Origin of the sequence: Sporosarcina sp. YIM B06819, from assembly GCF_033485175.1 — a bacterium.
In the GTDB taxonomy this organism is placed as follows: Bacteria; Bacillota; Bacilli; order Bacillales_A; family Planococcaceae; genus Sporosarcina.
Window position 1 is genome coordinate 152,980 of record NZ_JAWLIQ010000006.1, and the last position, 20,136, is coordinate 173,115.

Sequence of the window (20,136 nt, forward strand, 5' to 3'; positions counted from 1 at the left end):
ATGTCGCGAACTTAGACTGCCTTCCATAACTCCTTTCAAAATTTGTGACATCCGCCGGAGGCTTAATTTGAATCAGCAGGAACTTTTGCTGATTCAAATTAAAAAATGGAACAGAATATACTCTAATGTATACCCTGTTCCATGAAGTTGTGAAACCCTTATACGACAGGCTCGTCTGAACCCCATTGTTTTTTCTGTTCATCCGCTTTAATAGGACCTTTTTCTTTCAATTCACGTTTTTTCAGATCAAACCAAATTTGAGCTGAAATGAAGATTGAAGAATATGTTCCCGCAAGCAATCCGATAAGAAGCGCAATCGAGAATGGTCGAATCGATTCTGCACCTAACAGCATCAATGCCGCTACAACAATAACAACAGTTAACACCGTATTGACAGAACGTCCAAGCGTCTGACGCAATGATTTGTTTACGATATCTGCTAATTCTTCTTCTGTCGCAATCTGCTTACGATGGCTAATATTTTCCCGTATCCGGTCAAATGTCACAATCGTATCATTGATGGAATACCCGACAATCGTTAAGACCGCTGCGATGAATGTAACATCGACTTCAAGCCGCAAAATACTAAATACGGCAACCATGAAAAATGCATCATGCAGTAGCCCGATAATAGAGGCAACACCCATGCGCCATTCAAAACGGAAGGCAACGTAAATCACAATTCCTAAAGCAGCATACAGCAGTGCATACATGGCGTTTTTCGCAAGTTCTTTACCAACTGTGTTAGATACCGTTGAAACGTTCGGTTCAGCACCAAATTCTGCTGCCAAATCAGCTTTTAGCTGTTTAACTTCCTCTTGTTTAAATTCATCTTTGTAACGGACAACACCAATGTTTTTTGCGTCTCCTGAAATCACAATATCATCAGATGGATATCCGATTTTGTCTAGGGAAGCCGAGACTTTTTCTTTAGTAATAGAATGGTTAGCCACTACTTCAACCCGCGTACCACCCGCAAAGTCAATCCCTAGATTCAATTTGAAGACACCTAACATAATAATACCTGTTGTCAGCAAAACAGCTGAAATGACGTAAAATTTCCTACGCGTTCCCACAAAATCCAAACGGTCGAATTTCGTTGTCAGGTCTAACGTTTCAACTTTTTCTTCTGCAGGATGAATTCTGTTTTTTGAAATACCGAATAGTCCTGGCTTACCATCTAATAAACCACTGTTCACAAGTAGTCCAAGTAGTAAACGTGATCCCCAAACTGCTGTCAAGAAGCTCGCCAAAATACTGATAATCAGTACGGTTGCAAAACCTTTAACCGAGCTTGTCCCGAATACAAACAACACTACAGCCGCAAGGATTGTCGTAATATTGGCATCAAGAATAGCCGTGAAAGCAGATTTTGCCCCCGCTGTGAATGAAGTCTGAACCGATTTACCAACCCGTAATTCCTCTCGAATCCGTTCATACGTCAAGATATTGGCATCGACTGCCATCCCAACCCCAAGCATTAAGGCCGCAATACCTGGAAGTGTCAACACACCATTGATAAGCGTAAAGACAAGTAAAATGATGTAAATATACACAGACAATGTAATGACTGCTACAAGTCCTGGCAGACGGTAATAGACAAGCATGAAGACGAAAATAAGCGAAATACCAATAATTCCTGCAAATATCGTTTTGTTCAATGCTTCGTCACCAAACTGCGCTCCGACTGAAGTTGAATAGACTTCTTCCAAGTGGACAGGTAGTGCACCCGCATTCAAAATACCTGCCAATGTTTTTGTTTCGATTGGTGTAAATGAACCGTTAATCTCGACATTGGATGAAGCAATTGTTTGGGTTACTTGTGGAGCCGAAACAATTTTCCGATCTTTTTCCGGCTTCAATATTTCTGCCGCATAAGAATCTTCGCCTTCAACAAAATCGAGCCAGATAACGAGTAGATTTTGACCAGGTGGTTTCGCTTTAATCTCCGTCGTTACTTCACCGAATTTGTTCGGATCTTTCATTTCAAGTGTCACGACGGGGTTATTTCGTTCACCAAAGTTAGCCTTCGCTTTTCCTTCTTTCAAATCATCTCCGCTTAGCAGGAGATTGTCGTCGACATCCCTAAACGTTAGGTCAGCCTGCGTCGATAACAGTTCACGGGCTTTGTCTTGGTCTTCCACACCCGCAAGTTGCACACGAATCCGATTATTGGATTCAATTTGAATGCTTGGTTCACTAACACCAAGCACGTCAATTCGGTTCCCAAGTGCTTCTGCTGTATCAGCAACGACTGATTCCGTTATTTTTGTACCGCCTTTTAATTCTTGAACTTCATAAAGAACTTCAAAGCCCCCTTGTAAATCGAGACCTAATTTGACATCCTTCAATATCGGATGGGTAGTCGTTCCAATCGTCCCAGCAAATATGACGAGCAGTAATAGGAACGCAACGATCCGTCCTCTTCTTTTCATAATTCTATTTCCCCCTCTTTATGTGGAGACGTACGCCTTTCTGATGCACGTACTCCGAGAACAACATAAGACATTAAACACGGTATGTACATTATGAAACACGACCACCCATGTGTCAAATGGTCGTGTGTAAGTATATCATATTTTCATTTTACAGATGTTAGTAACATTCGCAATTCTTCACTGTTGATATCAGAAAACCAATTCGAACTTCGTTGTTCTTCAATTTGCGTGTATGTCATAAACTCAGCAGATGACACATGTAAAATGTCATGCGCCATTTCATGCATCCGCATCAAAAGAATATCTTTTTTGCGCCATTTTTTTTGAACACAATAGGTCCAAATCGCTTCACTCGTTACCGTAGGATAACCATACAAATGAAATTCGTTCTTTTTGCTGTCAATCGCGGGCAACATATGGACGTACAGTTTTTCAAATTGTTGTGCCATTATCCCATTCCTTTCATCAACAGTCGTAAGTGCGTGTATATCTGCATACGTTTAGTGTATATGAAATGACCGGAATTAGGAAGGAGTTGTTTAAATTGTCTTCATTTATCCGCGGGACAGTTGTTCTAATGGTCGCTGTCTTCTTGTCCAAACTTTTAGGATTCGTCTTTCGGATTCAATTCATGCGGATTGCTGGTGAAGAAGCTGTCGGTATTTATATGACCGCATATCCCGCTTTCATTTTTTTCCTGTCGCTCGTTCAGCTCGGGGTCCCAATCGCCATCGCCAAAGTTATTGCTGAGCTCGATGCCAAAGGGCAATCCGTCCAGCTACCTGCCGTTATGAAAACCGCAACCTTCATCACCATCTTAACAAGCGCGGTATTCATCCCCGCCTCCATCTTGTTCGTGCCTTATTTATCGGAAACATTGCTCGGTAACGCGGCCTCCTCGACAACTCTGTACGTAGGGATTGCAATTGTCCCCGTTGCTGCAATCGGCGGATTAATACGCGGCTATTTTCAAGGCATTGCACGCATTGAAGAAACAGCTTGGTCTCAAATCATCGAACAATTTGTCCGAATTATACTGATTACATGGTTATTGCCTTCCCTATTGATGAACGGTAATACCGCGATGAATGCCGCCTATGCGATGGGCATCACGTTGCTTGCGGAGCTATTTTCTTTGCTCTACTTATTATTCAAATATCAACAACGTAAAAGGCGTGTACCGAAAGAACAGCAGGTGAAGCGCTACCCAATGGAGCCATTGCTCGCCATCGCACTTCCTTCTTCTGGTAGCCGATTATTTGGAACATTCACATGGTTCTTGGAGCCGATTATCTTTCTGAGGGCCTTAGCTATGTCAGGGGTTACTGCTGTCGCCGCCACTTCCCTTTACGGTATCATATCCGGCGTACTCATTCCGTTGCTGTTGTTTCCATCCTTTATTCCTTATGCCTTGTCCGTCGTCCTTGTACCTGCTGTTAGTGGTGCAGCGGCTTCGACAAATAAAGCAAAATTACGAGAACGGATTCACCTATCCCTCCGCTTATCGGCATTGACAGGGGCCTTTGCAGCGGCCGTTTTCTATGTCCACGGACAGGCGTTAGCAGAAAAATTGTTTCATGTAACGGAAGGCGCATCGTTTATGACGTTACTCGCACCGATTTTTTTCTTTTACTACATCCAGAGTCCGCTCTATTCGATTTTACAAGCGACAGGCGAAGCCAAAGCAGGGATGATGAATTCGGTATACGGCGGGATTGCGAAACTCGGTGTCATGTTCATCCTCGCTTCGCAACCCGGTCTACAAGTAACAGGTGCCGTTCTAGCCATCGGTTTCGGCGTACTCATCACATCATTCCTGCATATTGCGACATTGCGTAAAAACAAAGCAACAGCAACTGGCTTCACCATGTTCGCCATGCCTTACGCATCCTTCATTATGACCGCCATCATGCGTCCGATTTTCATCCCCATTGGTGATTTTGGCTTACTAATGGAATGCACCATCACAACTGCATTCCTATTAATTATTCTTATTCTAACAGGGCAAGTGAAGGCCAGTGATTTCCTCCTGTTTAAAAAGTTGGTAAAAATTCACTGAAACTTTTCTTTCAGCTGATATTTCAACTCACCATTTTCAAATGAGCCATAAAAAATTTGCTCCACATCATTGACGCCTTGATTTTTCAGTTCCTTTACAAGCCACTCTTCTGTTCGACCTATTATCGCTAGATGCTTATGTTGGATAACACCGTCTGAAATCAGCGCAAGAACGGGTTGAACATCATCATGCTTGAATACTGATAAGTTGCCGGACGTTTCTAAATAGGCGAAAGACACTTCATGCACAGAGCCAATTTGCTGCTCACGTAGCTGTTGGAATAAATCATCGAGATTATAGCGCTGTTTGCGCATTTCATGTTCCAATATTTGGCCATGCCGAATAATAATGGTTGGATCACCGTCTACAATATCCCTAAACTTTTTGCTTTTCAATGAGAAAAAAGAAGATAACAATTGAATCAATAATAAAATAACCATTGGAATGATGGATTGCAACAGTTCCTGATCGGGAGAATCCAGTGCAAACGCAGCTACCTCTGCCATAATGACGAAAACAACAACGTCGATGACACTTAGTTCGCCAACTTCCCGTTTCCCCATGATTCGTAAAATAACGACGATGAGGATATATAATAATACAGTTCGATAACTAATGATGAGTAAGTCGTGCATAAACATCCTCCCTTTTCCATGAAGGATGCCCTTTACACTCCGGCTTGTATACACGATAGACATAGAAAAAGGCGATTAGCTAGGCGGGAAATTCCCCATCTAGCCAATCGCCTCTTCTATTACTTAAAGAGCCGTTTTTGAATCGACTACACGTCCAACTGCTTGTCTATCGAATTGCAGTGTCGTGCCTTCAGAAACGTTAAGGAATACCGATGAGTCATCGACAGCATCGATTGTTCCGTGAATTCCACCAATTGTAATGACTTTATCGCCGCGTTTTAAGTCGCTTTGCATCTGCTTCGTCGCTTTCTGTCTCTTTTGCGCCGGCCTGATTAACAAAAACCACATAACTGCGAACATCGCCACGAACGGCAATAATCCAGCTAAACCTTCCATTTATTTCATCCCCCTTTCAACCTCGATTCATTATACAAGATTTAAAAGTTTTTTGCATTCGGTTTGTTGAATCCATAGCTTTCAAAAAACTCTTCGCGGAAATCTCCGAGACGATCATTGCGAATCGCATCCCTGACTTGCTCCATTAAATTGAGCAAGAAATGCAGGTTATGATGCGTTGTCAAACGGATACCAAACGTCTCCTCCGTGCGGATTAAATGATGAATGTAAGCCCTGCTATAATTTTTGCAAGCATAACAATCACAGTTTTTATCAAGTGGACCGAAATCATTTTTATATTTCGCATTGCGGACAACTAAACGCCCTTCACTCGTCATCAACGTACCGTTACGTGCAATACGCGTTGGTAATACGCAGTCAAACATATCGATTCCGCGAATGGCACCATCAATTAGTGAGTCAGGAGAACCGACTCCCATTAAGTAACGCGGTTTATCTGCTGGCAACAATGGTGTCGTATACTCTAGGACGCGGTTCATTATATCCTTCGGCTCCCCAACAGATAATCCACCAATCGCATACCCCGGGAAATCAAGTGCAACAAGATCCCTCGCACTTTGCTTACGCAATTCCTCAAACTCGCCACCTTGAACAATGCCGAATAACGCTTGCTCTTCAGGACGAGCGTGTGCCGCTAAACAACGCGCCGCCCATCTCGATGTTCGTTCCACACTTGCCTTCATATACTCATACGTTGCCGGGAATGGTGGACATTCATCGAACGCCATCATAATATCCGGACCGAGTGCATTTTGAATTTCCATCGCTTTTTCAGGACTAAGGAATAGCTTGCTACCATTCAAATGATGTCTAAAATGCACGCCTTCCTCTTCAATCTTACGGAATTTGCTCAATGAAAACACTTGGAAACCACCTGAATCGGTCAAAATAGGTCTGTCCCAATTCATGAATTTATGCAAGCCGCCCGCTTCTTTCACAATGTCATGCCCTGGGCGTAGCCATAGGTGATACGTGTTACTTAAAATAATGCCCGCACCAATGTCTTTTAATTCTTCTGGTGACATCGTCTTGACGGTTGCCTGTGTACCCACTGGCATGAACGCAGGCGTTTCAAATGAGCCGTGTGGTGTATGGACGACGCCAAGACGCGCCCCCGTTTGTTTACAAGTTTTAATATGTTCATAAGTAATTGCTGCCATTAATTTGATTCCTTCCTTTGTGACGGTTTGATGAACATTGCATCTCCAAAACTGAAGAAGCGATACTGTTTCTCGACCGCCTGTTGATATGCCGCAAGAATATGTTCTCGCGTTGATAATGCCGAAATCAGCATAATAAGCGTTGATTTTGGCAAATGGAAATTGGTCAAAAGTCCGTCGACAATGCTAAATGTATAACCTGGGTAGATGAAAATCGAAGTCCATCCACTTGTCTCAATAATTTTACCATCATTCGCTGAAGCAATGGTTTCCAATGTCCGTGAAGATGTCGTCCCTACCGCAATAACGCGACCACCTTGTTCTTTCGCCTTGTTAATCGCATCCGCAGTTTCTTGCGTAACTTGGTAATACTCTGCATGCATCGTATGATTTTCAATTGTATCCGCACTCACCGGGCGAAACGTTCCCAGGCCCACATGCAACGTGATAAAAGCAATGTGAACCCCCTTCGCGCGCATGCTGTCCAAAATGTCGTCTGTAAAATGCAGTCCTGCGGTCGGTGCCGCTGCCGAACCACGCTCTTTCGCAAACACGGTCTGATAACGCGCCTGATCATCCAACGTTTCCGTAATATACGGTGGTAACGGCATTTGCCCAAGTGCATCTAAAATTTCATAGAAAATCCCATCATAGATGAATTTGAACGTCCGTCCGCCTTGCGCCTGTATCCCTGTACACTCTGCTTTTAATCGACCATCTCCAAAAGTCACAATCGTTCCCAGTTTCACACGCTTTGCCGGTTTGACGAGCGTCTCCCACTCATTAGCAACTATTTCTTTCAATAATAGCACTTCAATTGTAGCACCTGTCTCCTCTTTGACACCCATCAGACGTGCTGGCAAAACGCGCGTATCATTTAATACGACTATATCGCCTGCCTCAAGCTCCTCCAACAAGTCAGGAAAATGACGGTGTTGTACGTGTCCCGTTACTTTATCAAGCACCATTAGTCGGCTCGCCGTGCGGTCTACTAGCGGCGTTTGTGCAATTAGCCGTTCCGGTAAATCAAAATCAAAATCATTGACATCCATCTTCTATATTATCTCCCTTTATTTAAAAATCAATTACACCTTGGCGTAATTGTGTCCAAATTTCGAATTGTGCCCGCAGGATGCAGGTATGCAGTCGTCGCGAACTTAGACTGCCCCAATTGACTCCCATTAAAATTTGTGACATCCGCCGGAGGCTTTGGCCAACAGGGGGGGAAGGATTGAACTACATCCTTCCTTGTTGGTCCAATTATTGGTCATATCCTTCTGGAACGACATAACCAAAATGCTCATATGCCAATCGCGTCGCCACACGTCCGCGTGGAGTTCGTTGAATAAAACCAATCTGCAACAAATACGGTTCATAGACATCCTCAATCGTCACAGATTCCTCACCAATACTTGCCGAAATCGTATCAATACCGACAGGTCCACCACGAAAGCGCTCAATCATTCCGGTGATCAACTTGTGATCGATATGATCCAGACCATGCGAGTCCACTTGTAGCATTTCAAGAGCTTGCTGCGCTGTTGTAACAGTAATATTACCATTGCCTCTCACTTGCGCAAAATCACGCACACGGCGCAACAACCGGTTGGCAATACGTGGGGTCCCCCTTGAACGACGGGCAATTTCTATAGCAGCTTGTTCATCAATCGCTACTTCAAAAAGACCTGCACTGCGCACAACAATTTCCTTCAGCGGCTCTACTTCATAAAATTCAAGACGCAGTGGTACACCAAACCGATCGCGTAAAGGCGCAGACAAAGCCCCAGCACGCGTCGTCGCCCCAATTAATGTAAACGGTGGCAAGTCCAGACGAATCGACCGTGCTGAAGGACCTTTTCCTACAACAATATCGAGACAAAAATCTTCCATTGCCGGATATAGTACTTCTTCGATCGCCCGATTCAGCCTGTGAATTTCATCGATAAATAACACATCGCCAGGCTCAAGCGAAGAAACAACCGCCGCCAAATCACCAGGACGTTCAATAGCTGGGCCACTCGTCATACGGATATTGACATCCATTTCATTGGCAATGACGCTAGCAAGTGTCGTCTTCCCAAGTCCAGGTGGTCCGTATAACAACACATGATCCAAGCTCTCACTGCGCCCTCTTGCCGCCTCGATGAAAATCCCTAGATTGTCCTTCACCTTTTCCTGCCCGATATACTGACTGAGAAACTGTGGTCTTAGCGACTGCTCGAAACGCTCGTCAAAATTGGATGCTTCTCCAGAAATAACCCGTTCTTCCATCGTCCGCCCCCCCTTTCCAGCTTCAGCAATAATTACTATTGTTTCAACAATAACCGCAAAGCTAATTTCATATAACCTTCTGTATCTAATTCTTCCTTCTCCAACTTCGGTTTCACTTTTGTCAATTCACGCTGAGAATAGCCAAGTGCCTCTAATGCTAAAACTGCTTCATCCAGCGCACCGTTTTCCGCCATCGTCAGTAGCGTTACGTCATCGTCCGGCAGTTCGATTTCGCTGAACAAATCAAATAGCTTGCCTTTCAAATCGAGAATCATTTGGCGCGCCGTCTTTTTCCCGACACCCGGAAATTGAACCAAAAATGTCTCATCTTCCCGTTCAATCGCCCCAATGACTTGAGAAGGAATACCACTAGCCAAAATCGCCAAAGCCCCTTTCGGACCAATACCCGAAACGGTAATTAGCTTCTTAAACAATTCACGCTGCTCCAATGATTTAAAGCCAAGTAGCAACTGAATATCTTCACGGACATGCAAATACGTAAACACTTGTTGAATCTCATCTGTCTTATGAAACGCATACGGATTCGGCGTCATAATGAGCCAACCAATCCCGCCTTGTTCCAACGTAATATATTCAGGCGTCACACGTGTAATCTGCCCTTTTATGTAGTCGTACATATTATCTGCCCCCTATATGGTCAAAACTGATTATACCATACGAACGCACTTTCTACCTTTAAGAAAGTTAAACAGGGATGGTAATCAGAAAAGTTGTTCCTTTTCCGACCACACTTTTCACATCAATCTTCCCTTTTACATTACCAATCGTGCTGTAAACCATTAACATCCCCAGGCCTGTCCCCTCTTTTTTAGTAGAGTAATAGGGTTTTCCAAGCTGTACAATTTCTTCCCTAGTCATACCGACTCCGCAATCAGAAATTTTGATCATAATATTCTTCTTGTGCTCCGCAACATCAATCGACAGCGCGCCACCATTGTCTGCCATCGCTTCAATCCCATTTTTAAATAGATTGATGAAACACTGCTGCATTTGATTCTTATCATATCTTTTCATCAATGAATTTGTAAAACGGACTTGGATATCCACCTGATTCAAATTCGCATAAGGTCTCATAATATTTTCGACATACGTGATTTCATCTTTAAAATTAGCATATACCATATTGGCCGATTGCGGTTTGGAGAATGTCAAGAAATCACTGACAATCAATTCAGCTCGCTCTAACTCTTTTAACGAAAACTCAATATAACTCTTCTCTTCAGCAGTAATCGTTTTTGAGCCTTGTAACAGTTGTAAAAATCCATTGGTAACAGTTAGTGGATTACGAATTTCATGAGCAATGCTTGCTGACAAATCACTAATATCCCTCAATCTTTCCGAACGCAAATACAGTTCACGGGTTTTCACATTAGCGATAACCTTCTCTATTAAAGACATAATAACCGAAGTTACAATGATGTGAATAACTAACGCATAAACAGTTAATGGCAAAAACTCACCCGTTAAATTAGAGTATTTAAAACTTAACGTGAAAAAGTAACATGCCATCACGAGAAAAGTAACCACTACTGCATACAGAACTCTACCTTTTGCACTTTTCCCCATAAACCATCTATTCAAATACGGCACGACAATAAGAATAATCGTCGAGAAAACAAGCGATTGGTAAATCCCTTCTCCTCCGATGAAAAATCGGTAACAATTGAGAACAAGATAAAGGGGGAAAACCGTTCTATAGCCTCCAAAAAGGGCCACGATTATAAATGGAATATATCTTAAATCAAATATAGCGCCCATTTCCAAGTTAAACGGGAAGGCCATACAAAACACGAGCGTAACAGAAGAAAGGAAAATAAGTAAATATTTATTAGTTTTTGTTAGCTGATTTTCAAAAAACATAACAGCCAGTAAAACTGGCATTAGTAAAAACAATACATTCAACAATAATGTTTCAATCAAGCTAAACTTCCTTTCAACGACGGTTATTACCCAATCAATAGTTTTTAGTTGCCCTTAGAATTGTACACTATTTCCCGCTGTAAAATGTATCTTATTTTTCATTGACCAAATTAAATACCCATCCACTCTTGCATCGTGGATGAGTATTCGTATGGATCCTATTCAACTATCACTCTGCCGCATTGTGGTAGATGTCCTGCACATCATCATCATCTTCCAATGCGTCAATCATCTTGTCAAATAACTCTTCATTATCGGCTGAAAGCTCCGTATACATTGACGGAATCATCTCGATTTCTGCTGAAATAAAGACAATACCTTTCGCTTCCAGTGCTTCTTTCACCGTTAAAAAGTCAGAAGGCTGTGTGACAATTTCAAAACCTTCATCTGTCGATTCAAACTCATCCGCACCCGCTTCAAGCGCGGCCATCATCACCGTATCTTCATCGGTACTTTCCGTTCGTTCAATGAAAAGACGTCCTTTGCGGTCAAACATATAACCAACCGAACCACTTTCTCCAATACTGCCGCCATTTTTGTTAAATGCGACACGTATATTTGGAGCTGTTCGATTACGATTTTCTGTTAGACAATAAACAAGTACAGCGACTCCACCAGGGCCGTAACCTTCATAGATCACTTCTTCGTAGTTCTCATCGGCACTAGCACCCGTTGCCTTGTCAATCGCCCGTTTAATAACGTCATTGGGGACGTTCGCACCTTTTGCCTTGTCAATCGCTAGACGAAGTGCCGCATTCAATGCAACATCCGGTCCGCCCGATTTTGCCGCTACAAAGATTTCCTTGGACATCTTTTGAAAAATCTTTCCTCTTTTTGCATCTTGTGCACCTTTACGGTTTTGTATATTCTTCCATTTGGAATGGCCTGCCACACTGACTACCCCCTATATGTTTATCCGTTCCACATCATACCATAATTTCGGCCAATGTGAGAGCGCGGACTCTGTAAAAGGGATTAGTTGCTTCGCCTGCCTTTCCCTAGCTGCTGGCGATAGCGTGAAAAAGTGGAGCCATTCACGTAAAAGTTCATTCGGAAACAATAGCAAAGTCTTGGATGCCGAGTCCAACTTTTTCAAGGAAGGCTGTTCATCAAACAAAAAATCAATATCATAATCTATTTGCGGTAGCACACGGTGAATCCACAACGCAATTTCGGTACCAGCAGGCCCCGTGCAAGCTAGATCGAAGTCGATAAAGCGAATGACACCCGTTGCATCGCGGAGAATATTATGATGCACGACATCTCCGTGAAGTAGCGTACCATTCAAAGGGTTCTGATAGGTTCTTTTGACAATACTAATCGCATTCAATGCATAAAACAAAATTTCGTCGACCTGGCCTTTGCCGATATACGCCTCGCACGCACCGCTAATTTCACGAAAACGAACAATCCGATCCTCCCACTTCATAGTGAGAGGATAAGGATGTAAGTAAGGTGAGGCGTGCCAGTCGATTTGTGCCTGTGTCGCATGAAGGGCATGGAGGGCCGCAAGCGAATCCGTCCGATCTGCCCTTTTTTTGAAATTGACTGCTTTTGCACCGTCCAACCATGGTTGAATAAACAGCAATCGGTCTTCTTCATACATAACTGGTACGATATGCAAAAACGACGCCGAATGGAGCTCGTCATGAACATGCTTTACTTTCATCGCAGTGGAGCTAGATTGATAGCGTTTCACGGAAAAACGATTACCGTCCTTCTCCAGCTTCCATACATTTTCTTTTATTTTTTCTAATTTCCCCTCCTGTGCCATACGCCTATCAATACGATCCGTACCAATTGGAGCCCTGATAAGGTGTAGGCATCATTTGGTAAGGCATTGGCTGCATGGTTGGCTGACAATTACATGGATGACCGATGAATAGCGGCATCATCATTGGATGCTGATGATGTTGGCTGTTATGTCCATCACAACCACATCCACAGCCCTGCTGATAGGCTGGGAATGGCATCATGGGAAAGCCTTGTTGCATTGCTGGCGATAGGGCTTGCGGAATATAGCCTTGCTCCGGCGGACACCACGGTGACGGCTGTAGATTCCATTCCGGGGATTCTTCGCACAGATTATCAGGTGATTCCATCAGTTTCCAACCTTCTACCATAGGAACTTGTTGCGGCATTGTGGCAGGTCCTTGGCTAGAGAAGATTGGTGATTCTTCGCATTCTTCTTCTTCGTACATTGGGAATTGTGTGGATGGTAACGATGGTGTTGGCAACGGCATCGGTGCCGGTTGCTCAGCAGCCGGTGGGCACGGCATCGCTTGGATTTGCCCAGAGTGCATAAACGGATGACAATCTGCATCGAAAATCGGCATCCAGCCACACGGTATCATTGGATGCATACATAGCTGCATCGGTAACATTTGTGCTGGCGGCATCGGCATAGGCATCGGTACAGGTGGTGGAGCTGGTAAAGACGGCGTTGGTAACGGCAGTGGTGGCTGCACCTGTACTGGCGGTGTTGGCATTGGCGCTGGTGGTATCGGTGTTGGCACTGGCGGTCTTGGTGTTGGATGTGTCGGCTTCGATGGCTGTGTTGAGATTGGTGGCACTGGTTTTGGAAGTGTCGGCTTTGCTGGATGTGTTGGTTTCGCTGGATGTGTTGAGACTGGTGGCGCTGGTTTCGGATGTGTCGGCTTCGCTGGTTGCGTTGGGACTGAAGGTACTGGTTTTGTATGTGTCGGCTGCGCTGGGTGTGTTGGGACTGAAGGTACTGGTTTCTGATGCATTGGTTGCGTCGGTTTTTGGTGTGTTGGCGGTGCAGTTGGATGAGTCGGTTTCACCGGAACCTTTCCATGTTCGGGATGCTTGATGTGCTCTTGCTTCCCTCCATGTGCTTTGTTCGGTAGAAATATTTTCATCCCGGGCACGATATAATCAGGATTCGCAAGATGTGCATTGACCCTTTTCAACTCTTCAAACGGGATACCATATTGACGCGCGATCTTCCACAGCGTATCCCCTTTTACAACAATATGGACTTCCACTTAAAAAATTCCCCCTTCCGTCAATCCATCGTATGAACGGACGCCCGTCTTTGTGACGCACATATTTTATGTGATGTCCCCTCTTGCTATGTATATGCTGGGCAGGGCGTTTTATTCAGAACTTCGGGTGAGATTAATTATTTGGATTTAGTATCTTTGCGCGCGGGGGAGTAGTTTATGCGCGGACAGCGACTTTGCGCGCGTGTAGCTGTTTTTGCGTACAAATCCATCCACACATCATTCAAAACAGAAAAACCGCCTGCATCATTTTTCAATGACGTGACGGTAATTGAGTGTATGTAAAATAGGAACCAAAGGAGCGGACTGAACAATTGAGTGCAGTGAGTTCTTCTATCGCACCTTGCATCATCGGGTGATCTTCGGCTTCCAACACATCTATAATGAAAAAGTAATTGCCGAGCCCTGTTTTTAGCGGTCTTGATTCAATTTTACTTAAATTGAGCTTACGCCATGCGAAAACCGATAATACTTGATGTAATACACCCGGACGATCATCTTCTGGCAGTTTCACCATGAACGTCGTTTTCAATTTCGCAGAATGTCCTTCATTTTCCAAACATTCTCTCCGCAAAGATACAACAACAAAGCGCGTATGATTGAAATGGAAATCATGAATATTTTCTTCTGCAATATGTAAACCATATTTTTCTGCCGCTAGCCTGTTGCCGATTGCCGCGATTTGTTCATCTGGATTCTCTGAAATATATTTGGCAGCCGCCGCCGTTGAAGTCGTTTGTATGAGTGGGACACGACGGAAATTATACTGCAAATATTTGTGGCATTGGGCAAGCGCATGCGGATGAGAATTAATCGATTTGATGTCATCGATATAAGGAACTTGCTTATGATTGACCATCAGATGTTGTTCAATGGGAATGGAGATTTCTGCGTTGATGAATAACTCACTACCGTGGAACAAGTAATCAATTGTCAGTGGCACGGATCCTTCTAAGGCATTTTCGAGTGGCACGATGGCATAAGCAACGTGACCCGCTGCTACAGCCTCGATGCAATCGGGTATCGTTGGATGCGACACTAATCCCGATGTCCCTCCAAAAAGAGCGCCCGCTGCTACATGTGTAAATGACGCTTCAGGTCCCAAATAAGCAACCGTCGGCGTGAATTTTTCGTCCATCATACAATATTCTCCTTTCACAGCGCACCTGAACTAATTAATATAACCGAATCTACAAAATCGGGCACTTTTAGTCGTTGCAGAAATTCTTCCATTTTGATTTCCATTTCTGTCACATCGAGCGACAACGTAATATTGGCACGCGCTTGGACAGGTATCGTTTGGTGTATCGTTAAGACGTTACATTTGGCCCCCGAAATAATATGCAATAACGTCGCAAGTGAGCCCTTACGATCTTCAAGTTGGATGAAGATCGTAAGGATACGTTCGCGTGCGATTGATTCGAAAGGAAACACAGTGTCACGATATTTATAAAATGCACTCCGGGATAGGCCAACCCTTCTTGTAGCATCTTGTATCGTCGATTCTTCTCCGCTGGCCAACAGCCTTTTCGCTTCCAGCATTTTTTGCATGGATTCCGTCAGTACGTCTTCCCGCACAAGATAAAAATGACCTTCCCCCAATTGCTTCATAAAAATATCCCCCCTGTTTCACGCTGAATGAAAAGATTTTTGCATTCATCCCGCCACTAAGGAGAAATGGTACTTTATTTCTCCCCTTTGAAAGTGGAGGGGTTCTGCTGAATTTAGATAAAACTTCGATTATTCAAGGAATTCAAATTCAAATTCAAGGAGACGTACTGTATCGCCGTCTTTCGCGCCACGCGCTCGAAGTGCATCATCGACACCCATCCCACGCATTTGTCTTGCGAATTTACGGACAGATTGATCGAAGTTGAAGTCCGTCATTCTAAACAGACGCTCAATTGTGTAACCAGACAAGACGTATGCTCCGTCATCATCTCGTGTGACTTCAAAGTCTGCATCTGATTCGTGTTTGTAAAGCACAGAATGCTCTTCCTCGTCCTTAATTTCATGCATTGGGAATTCTGGCGTGACTTCAAGCAGATCGGCAACTGCAAACAACAGCTCATCAAGCCCTTTGCGTGTAATCGCAGAAATCGGGAAAATTTGTGCATCTTCATCGCCCAGCTTTTCCTTGAAGGCTTTGAGATTATCTGCCGCATCAGGCATGTCCATTTTATTGGCGACAATGATTTGCGGACGTTCTGTCAACCGTAAATTATATTGTGCCAATTCCTCATTAATCGTTACGAAATCTTCATATGGATCGCGTCCTTCAAGTCCAGACATATCGATAACATGAATAATGACGCGTGTCCGTTCGATATGACGTAAAAACTGATGCCCAAGACCAACCCCAGCATGCGCTCCCTCAATCAACCCAGGAAGATCTGCTAATGCAAAACCGCGATGGTCTTCTGTTTCCACCATCCCTAAATTCGGCACCAATGTTGTAAAATGATAATCGGCAATTTTAGGTTTTGCTGCAGAAACAACTGATAATAATGTGGATTTCCCTACGCTCGGGAAGCCAACGAGACCTGCATCCGCAAGTACTTTCAATTCTAAGCTAATTTCTCGATCAACACCTGGTTCCCCTTTTTCAGACAGTTCAGGTGCTGGATTTTGTGGCGTCGCAAATCGACTATTTCCACGACCTCCGCGCCCCCCTTTCGCAATAACAGCCGACTGGCCATGCTCTACGAGGTCAGCAAGAATTGTACCCGTTTCCACATCTGTCACAACCGTGCCAGGTGGAACTTTAACAATCATATCCTCTGCACTTTTACCGTGCATCCCCTTACTACCGCCATGCTCTCCTCGCGGTGCTTTAAAATGGCGTTGGTAACGGAAATCCATCAGTGTACGTAGCCCTTCATCCACGATGAAAACGATGTCAGCACCTTTACCTCCGTCACCACCAGCTGGACCGCCGTATGCGATATACTTTTCGCGACGAAACGCAACCATCCCGTCTCCACCGTCACCACTTTTCACAAAAATCTTTACGTGATCGACAAACATGTATTTTCCTCCTATTGCCCACTTATTGTGAACATCCATTGATGTTGTGAAATTGTTTCTTCTACGATGAAGTTCCCCGTCACTTGTGGGGCAGCCAACATGTTATCCATCACACCATTGACAATGATGGTAATCGACCAATTCGTCGACGTAGCATTGACAGCAATCTGCGCTTCATAATCAGAAGTTGGGTCCACTAATTTTTCCGCGGTTTGAAATACCTGTTCCAAATAGGCCACAACTACTGCATCATCCACTTGCCGGATGCCAGTCGTAATTGTAGACGTGATTGTTTTATGAAACACGCTATACACCCAATCAAACGTCACGAGCCACGCTTCAACAGCCGGTAATCCGAGTCTTTCTAGCATTGCTGTTTGACGCATCGCATCCGTTGTCTCCAAAATTTTTTGTTTAGCTTCTGGTAGTTTACCAAGATCGATATACAGTAAAATTAGCTGAAGTTCGTTCAAAAAATCATGTCTTGCAAATTTTAGCGCCTGTATCAGGGTTAGCTTATCGTTTCCCATTGTCATTCACCGCCAACATTTTCATCTTTATAGTATACCATTTTTCTATCCTGTTTCGCCAACTATCGGTGATATTATAAGACTTTAGAAAATAAAAAAAGAAAAAGGACTGCACATCATATGCAGTCCTTCCTCTCATATGTTTACGCTTCCTGAACTTCAGGGTAAACGCTAACTTTCTTTTTGTCACGGCCAAAACGCTCAAAACGAACGACGCCGTCAACTTTTGCGAAAAGTGTATCGTCACCACCGCGACCGACGTTTTCACCTGGGTGAATTTTCGTTCCGCGCTGACGATAAAGGATTGATCCGCCTGACACGAATTGTCCATCAGCGCGTTTTGCGCCAAGACGTTTCGAGTGAGAGTCACGACCATTCCGAGTAGAACCTACCCCTTTTTTCGATGCAAAAAACTGGAGATCCAAACGTAGCATGTATGCCACCTCCTACTTGTTGAAGATGAGTTTTATATGTTGCCCATAGTCTTGTTCAATCGTCTGTAATGATACAATCATCGCTTTTAGAATTAGCTGTATATCGTAATCTTTTTCGTCGTTTTCCGGAATAATGACTTTCAAATAACCGCCGTCAGTTCCTTGATGGATATCAGGGTTTTTTCCTGTGAGTGCAATGATGGCATTGACAGCACCAAAAGATACTGCAGATGCTCCTGCACAGACAAGGTCTTTTCCATGTTCCGCAAAATCAGCGTGACCTTTCATCTCAAATGAATGGATGTGGCCTGAAGATTGTTCATTGATGATGATCTTAATCATGCCGGCTTACGCGTTAATACCGTCGATGACGATTTTCGTGTATGGCTGACGATGACCTTGTTTTTTGTGGTAGTTCTTTTTCGGCTTGTATTTGTAAACAGTGATCTTTTTAGCACGACCTTGTTTAACAACTTTACCCGTTACAGAAGCACCTTCCACGAATGGAGCGCCAACTTTCACGTTTTCTCCACCTACGAATAGAACTTTGTCAAAAGTGACGATTTCGTCAGCTTCACCAGCTACTTTTTCGATGTAGATTTCCTGGCCTTGTTCAACTTTGATTTGTTTACCACCAGTTTCAATGATTGCGTACATACTTGCACCTCCTCTATAAACTCAGACTCGCCTTCCAAGGTGTTCCAAAATGGATACTTGTACCTTATCAGTGCGGTTGCAGTAGCACGGGTGCTACAAACAATAACATTTGAATATTACCATATAAAAAAAATTACGTCAACCGTTTTAATTTAATTTCTGCGTATGCTCTTTCATATTTTCTAAATCGAAAGGCGGAAATATTTTGGATGAGGAGAAATAATGCAAGGAAAATATAAGGAATGGTTTTCGGTATACTGTATGATAATAAAATAATGGCGACGGAAATACAAAAAATTGAATGGACTAAAAAAAGTGCGCGCGTGCGATACTCGGAGCCATCTGTCTCCAGTAACGCACAAATCGCCTGTCCACCGTCAAGCGGAAGGATCGGTAGCAAATTCAGGAGAAGTAATGCAATTTGAATACGAACGACGTGATCATCACCTGGGAACGGTATAAACAACGCGACTACTAATAATATCCCCGTCGCCAAGGGACCACTTAGCGCGACGATGATACGATTTTTTTTTGGTTCTAGTTGTCGGTTGCTAATTACTAATTCACCGCCATACGGCATAATGATACACGAACGAACACGCATCCCCGTACAATATGCCGCAATCAGGTGACCTGCTTCATGAATGAGTAACGATACGAAAATAAGCGCATACATCGCTATTTCCCCCGTCACAATCAGAAACAAAAATATTGGTAGAAGGACTGGATGGAGCCTAAACTTCATTCATCCACATCCGGCGGGGTGTCCCCCGAAAGATAGGCCGGCAAGAGGGATACATCCAATTTCACCCCGCCGCGTCTGACCAGCAGATACATAGTCTCATCCTCCATAAGCGCCAGCGTGTCCCCTTTTCTGACAGCTGTATACGGGAGATTAAAAGTTTCACCGACAAAACCATACGTCACTTCATCGCCATTGTCATATAACACGGTTATCGTCTTACCAGATTCCCGAGTGAATCCCGTAAAAACAATTAGCCCGCTCCCTTGTGCTTCAATCGATAAAGGATTTGTATAAGAGACTAGCACACCATTTTTATAGGGCTGCATCGATTCATACATCGAAAAAGGATCATTTTGTTCTTTCCCCGCCATCACCGCCACTTTATCTGCCTCTGAATCCTTCACTATCGACGCCACCCATTTCTTCACCGCCACAAAATCCTGCCCCGACGTGACATACTGCGTGACAGGCTGCCGGATCACCTCCGCCTCCTCTAGCTTCGCCACAGTAAACACCCCAAGTGTCAACACAATCGCCACCAACCACTTCGTCCTCCACCTCACCCGGCCACACCACCCGTTTTTTTCAGTATATGACCGACAGGGAAAACAAATGCTTATTCGCAGATGGAAATGCCTGAGCATCACCCGTAATTGCAAACCGGACAACGAAGAGTCCGGTTTGTTTAATTTCTGCGCCATTTGCAGAAATTAAACAATAAATACCTAAGCGTCACCCGTAATTGCAACTCTGAGATTCTAATTGCAACTTCGCCATTCTAATTGCAATTCCGCAT

Annotated in this window: 22 protein-coding genes and 1 other annotated feature; of the genes, 1 reads left to right on the forward strand and 21 read right to left on the reverse strand. The window is 43.9% G+C overall.

What is annotated here, in order from left to right; genetic code table 11:
* Positions 1-158 precede the first annotated feature (158 nt).
* Positions 159-2,435 carry a protein translocase subunit SecDF gene (gene secDF / locus R2B72_RS04745; RefSeq protein WP_318615155.1) on the reverse strand — a complete coding sequence of 759 codons (2,277 nt, stop codon included), beginning with the start codon at positions 2,433-2,435 and terminating at the stop codon, positions 159-161.
* A 146-nt stretch (positions 2,436-2,581) separates the two neighbouring features.
* Positions 2,582-2,887 (reverse strand): post-transcriptional regulator, encoded by a 306-nt coding sequence (locus R2B72_RS04750; protein WP_318615156.1) that lies wholly within the window; start codon positions 2,885-2,887, stop codon positions 2,582-2,584.
* A 95-nt stretch (positions 2,888-2,982) separates the two neighbouring features.
* Here R2B72_RS04750 and R2B72_RS04755 point away from each other — a divergent pair, with 95 nt between their 5' ends.
* Entirely contained in the window at positions 2,983-4,497 is a 1,515-nt protein-coding gene (locus R2B72_RS04755) for an oligosaccharide flippase family protein (protein ID WP_318615158.1), read from the forward strand.
* On the opposite strand, the gene R2B72_RS04760 is transcribed toward R2B72_RS04755, so the two are convergent.
* The 19 genes from R2B72_RS04760 to R2B72_RS04850 form a co-directional block, all read right to left on the reverse strand.
* A complete protein-coding gene (locus R2B72_RS04760; protein WP_318615159.1) occupies positions 4,491-5,132 on the reverse strand; it encodes a DUF421 domain-containing protein in 642 nt (213 codons plus the stop codon). The genes R2B72_RS04755 and R2B72_RS04760 overlap by 7 nt on opposite strands.
* 123 nt (positions 5,133-5,255) lie before the next feature.
* Positions 5,256-5,528: a preprotein translocase subunit YajC gene (gene yajC / locus R2B72_RS04765; protein WP_318615160.1), complete on the reverse strand. Its 273-nt coding sequence runs from the start codon at positions 5,526-5,528 to the stop codon at positions 5,256-5,258.
* A gap of 41 nt (positions 5,529-5,569) precedes the next feature.
* The gene (tgt, locus tag R2B72_RS04770; protein ID WP_318615161.1) at positions 5,570-6,709 is read right to left on the reverse strand and encodes a tRNA guanosine(34) transglycosylase Tgt; all 1,140 of its coding nucleotides are present in this window, start codon (positions 6,707-6,709) and stop codon (positions 5,570-5,572) included.
* Positions 6,709-7,761 (reverse strand): tRNA preQ1(34) S-adenosylmethionine ribosyltransferase-isomerase QueA, encoded by a 1,053-nt coding sequence (gene queA, locus R2B72_RS04775; protein WP_318615162.1) that lies wholly within the window; start codon positions 7,759-7,761, stop codon positions 6,709-6,711. The genes tgt and queA overlap by 1 nt, the downstream gene beginning before the upstream one ends.
* A gap of 208 nt (positions 7,762-7,969) precedes the next feature.
* Positions 7,970-8,980 (reverse strand): Holliday junction branch migration DNA helicase RuvB, encoded by a 1,011-nt coding sequence (gene ruvB / locus R2B72_RS04780; protein ID WP_318615163.1) that lies wholly within the window; start codon positions 8,978-8,980, stop codon positions 7,970-7,972.
* Positions 8,981-9,015: 35 nt separating this feature from the next.
* Positions 9,016-9,618 carry a Holliday junction branch migration protein RuvA gene (gene ruvA, locus R2B72_RS04785; RefSeq protein WP_318615164.1) on the reverse strand — a complete coding sequence of 201 codons (603 nt, stop codon included), beginning with the start codon at positions 9,616-9,618 and terminating at the stop codon, positions 9,016-9,018.
* Between the two features lie 67 nt (positions 9,619-9,685).
* Positions 9,686-10,921, reverse strand: coding sequence for an ATP-binding protein (locus tag R2B72_RS04790; RefSeq protein WP_318615165.1), 1,236 nt, complete (start codon positions 10,919-10,921; stop codon positions 9,686-9,688).
* Positions 10,922-11,090: 169 nt separating this feature from the next.
* Positions 11,091-11,813, reverse strand: coding sequence for a YebC/PmpR family DNA-binding transcriptional regulator (locus R2B72_RS04795; protein WP_318615166.1), 723 nt, complete (start codon positions 11,811-11,813; stop codon positions 11,091-11,093).
* 12 nt (positions 11,814-11,825) lie between these two features.
* Positions 11,826-12,695, reverse strand: a complete 870-nt coding sequence (locus R2B72_RS04800) for an aminoglycoside phosphotransferase family protein (protein ID WP_318615167.1) — start codon at positions 12,693-12,695, stop codon at positions 11,826-11,828.
* A gap of 7 nt (positions 12,696-12,702) precedes the next feature.
* The gene (locus R2B72_RS04805; protein ID WP_318615168.1) at positions 12,703-13,929 is read right to left on the reverse strand and encodes a LysM peptidoglycan-binding domain-containing protein; all 1,227 of its coding nucleotides are present in this window, start codon (positions 13,927-13,929) and stop codon (positions 12,703-12,705) included.
* A 271-nt stretch (positions 13,930-14,200) separates the two neighbouring features.
* The gene (gene pheA / locus R2B72_RS04810; RefSeq protein ID WP_318615169.1) at positions 14,201-15,088 is read right to left on the reverse strand and encodes a prephenate dehydratase; all 888 of its coding nucleotides are present in this window, start codon (positions 15,086-15,088) and stop codon (positions 14,201-14,203) included.
* 14 nt (positions 15,089-15,102) lie between these two features.
* Entirely contained in the window at positions 15,103-15,558 is a 456-nt protein-coding gene (locus R2B72_RS04815; protein ID WP_318615170.1) for an ACT domain-containing protein, read from the reverse strand.
* Positions 15,559-15,687: 129 nt separating this feature from the next.
* Entirely contained in the window at positions 15,688-16,974 is a 1,287-nt protein-coding gene (gene obgE, locus R2B72_RS04820) for a GTPase ObgE (protein WP_318615171.1), read from the reverse strand.
* A gap of 11 nt (positions 16,975-16,985) precedes the next feature.
* On the reverse strand, positions 16,986-17,504 hold the full coding sequence (locus R2B72_RS04825; protein WP_318615172.1) for a Spo0B domain-containing protein: 519 nt from the start codon (positions 17,502-17,504) through the stop codon (positions 16,986-16,988).
* A 143-nt stretch (positions 17,505-17,647) separates the two neighbouring features.
* Entirely contained in the window at positions 17,648-17,938 is a 291-nt protein-coding gene (gene rpmA / locus R2B72_RS04830; protein WP_179392075.1) for a 50S ribosomal protein L27, read from the reverse strand.
* A 12-nt stretch (positions 17,939-17,950) separates the two neighbouring features.
* On the reverse strand, positions 17,951-18,280 hold the full coding sequence (locus R2B72_RS04835; protein WP_318615173.1) for a ribosomal-processing cysteine protease Prp: 330 nt from the start codon (positions 18,278-18,280) through the stop codon (positions 17,951-17,953).
* Between the two features lie 6 nt (positions 18,281-18,286).
* Complete coding sequence (rplU, locus tag R2B72_RS04840) at positions 18,287-18,595, reverse strand: 50S ribosomal protein L21 (protein ID WP_318615174.1); 309 nt, start codon at positions 18,593-18,595, stop codon at positions 18,287-18,289.
* Positions 18,596-18,608: 13 nt separating this feature from the next.
* Positions 18,609-18,683 (reverse strand) — a sequence feature (ribosomal protein L21 leader region).
* Between the two features lie 45 nt (positions 18,684-18,728).
* Positions 18,729-19,340 carry a M50 family metallopeptidase gene (locus R2B72_RS04845; RefSeq protein ID WP_318615175.1) on the reverse strand — a complete coding sequence of 204 codons (612 nt, stop codon included), beginning with the start codon at positions 19,338-19,340 and terminating at the stop codon, positions 18,729-18,731.
* Entirely contained in the window at positions 19,337-19,903 is a 567-nt protein-coding gene (locus R2B72_RS04850; protein WP_318615176.1) for a hypothetical protein, read from the reverse strand. The genes R2B72_RS04845 and R2B72_RS04850 overlap by 4 nt, the downstream gene beginning before the upstream one ends.
* Positions 19,904-20,136: the final 233 nt, after the last annotated feature.

Bases quoted from the DNA above. Each gene is read 5' to 3' on its own strand.
- secDF (WP_318615155.1), bottom strand. From the start codon at position 2,435: ATGAAAAGAAGAGGACGGATCGTTGCGTTCCTATTACTGCTCGTCATA.
- R2B72_RS04750 (WP_318615156.1), bottom strand. From the start codon at position 2,887: ATGGCACAACAATTTGAAAAACTGTACGTCCATATGTTGCCCGCGATT.
- R2B72_RS04760 (WP_318615159.1), bottom strand. From the start codon at position 5,132: ATGCACGACTTACTCATCATTAGTTATCGAACTGTATTATTATATATC.
- yajC (WP_318615160.1), bottom strand. From the start codon at position 5,528: ATGGAAGGTTTAGCTGGATTATTGCCGTTCGTGGCGATGTTCGCAGTT.
- tgt (WP_318615161.1), bottom strand. From the start codon at position 6,709: ATGGCAGCAATTACTTATGAACATATTAAAACTTGTAAACAAACGGGG.
- queA (WP_318615162.1), bottom strand. From the start codon at position 7,761: ATGGATGTCAATGATTTTGATTTTGATTTACCGGAACGGCTAATTGCA.
- ruvB (WP_318615163.1), bottom strand. From the start codon at position 8,980: ATGGAAGAACGGGTTATTTCTGGAGAAGCATCCAATTTTGACGAGCGT.
- ruvA (WP_318615164.1), bottom strand. From the start codon at position 9,618: ATGTACGACTACATAAAAGGGCAGATTACACGTGTGACGCCTGAATAT.
- R2B72_RS04800 (WP_318615167.1), bottom strand. From the start codon at position 12,695: ATGGCACAGGAGGGGAAATTAGAAAAAATAAAAGAAAATGTATGGAAG.
- pheA (WP_318615169.1), bottom strand. From the start codon at position 15,088: ATGATGGACGAAAAATTCACGCCGACGGTTGCTTATTTGGGACCTGAA.
- R2B72_RS04815 (WP_318615170.1), bottom strand. From the start codon at position 15,558: ATGAAGCAATTGGGGGAAGGTCATTTTTATCTTGTGCGGGAAGACGTA.
- obgE (WP_318615171.1), bottom strand. From the start codon at position 16,974: ATGTTTGTCGATCACGTAAAGATTTTTGTGAAAAGTGGTGACGGTGGA.
- R2B72_RS04825 (WP_318615172.1), bottom strand. From the start codon at position 17,504: ATGGGAAACGATAAGCTAACCCTGATACAGGCGCTAAAATTTGCAAGA.
- rpmA (WP_179392075.1), bottom strand. From the start codon at position 17,938: ATGCTACGTTTGGATCTCCAGTTTTTTGCATCGAAAAAAGGGGTAGGT.
- R2B72_RS04835 (WP_318615173.1), bottom strand. From the start codon at position 18,280: ATGATTAAGATCATCATCAATGAACAATCTTCAGGCCACATCCATTCA.
- rplU (WP_318615174.1), bottom strand. From the start codon at position 18,595: ATGTACGCAATCATTGAAACTGGTGGTAAACAAATCAAAGTTGAACAA.
- R2B72_RS04845 (WP_318615175.1), bottom strand. From the start codon at position 19,340: ATGAAGTTTAGGCTCCATCCAGTCCTTCTACCAATATTTTTGTTTCTG.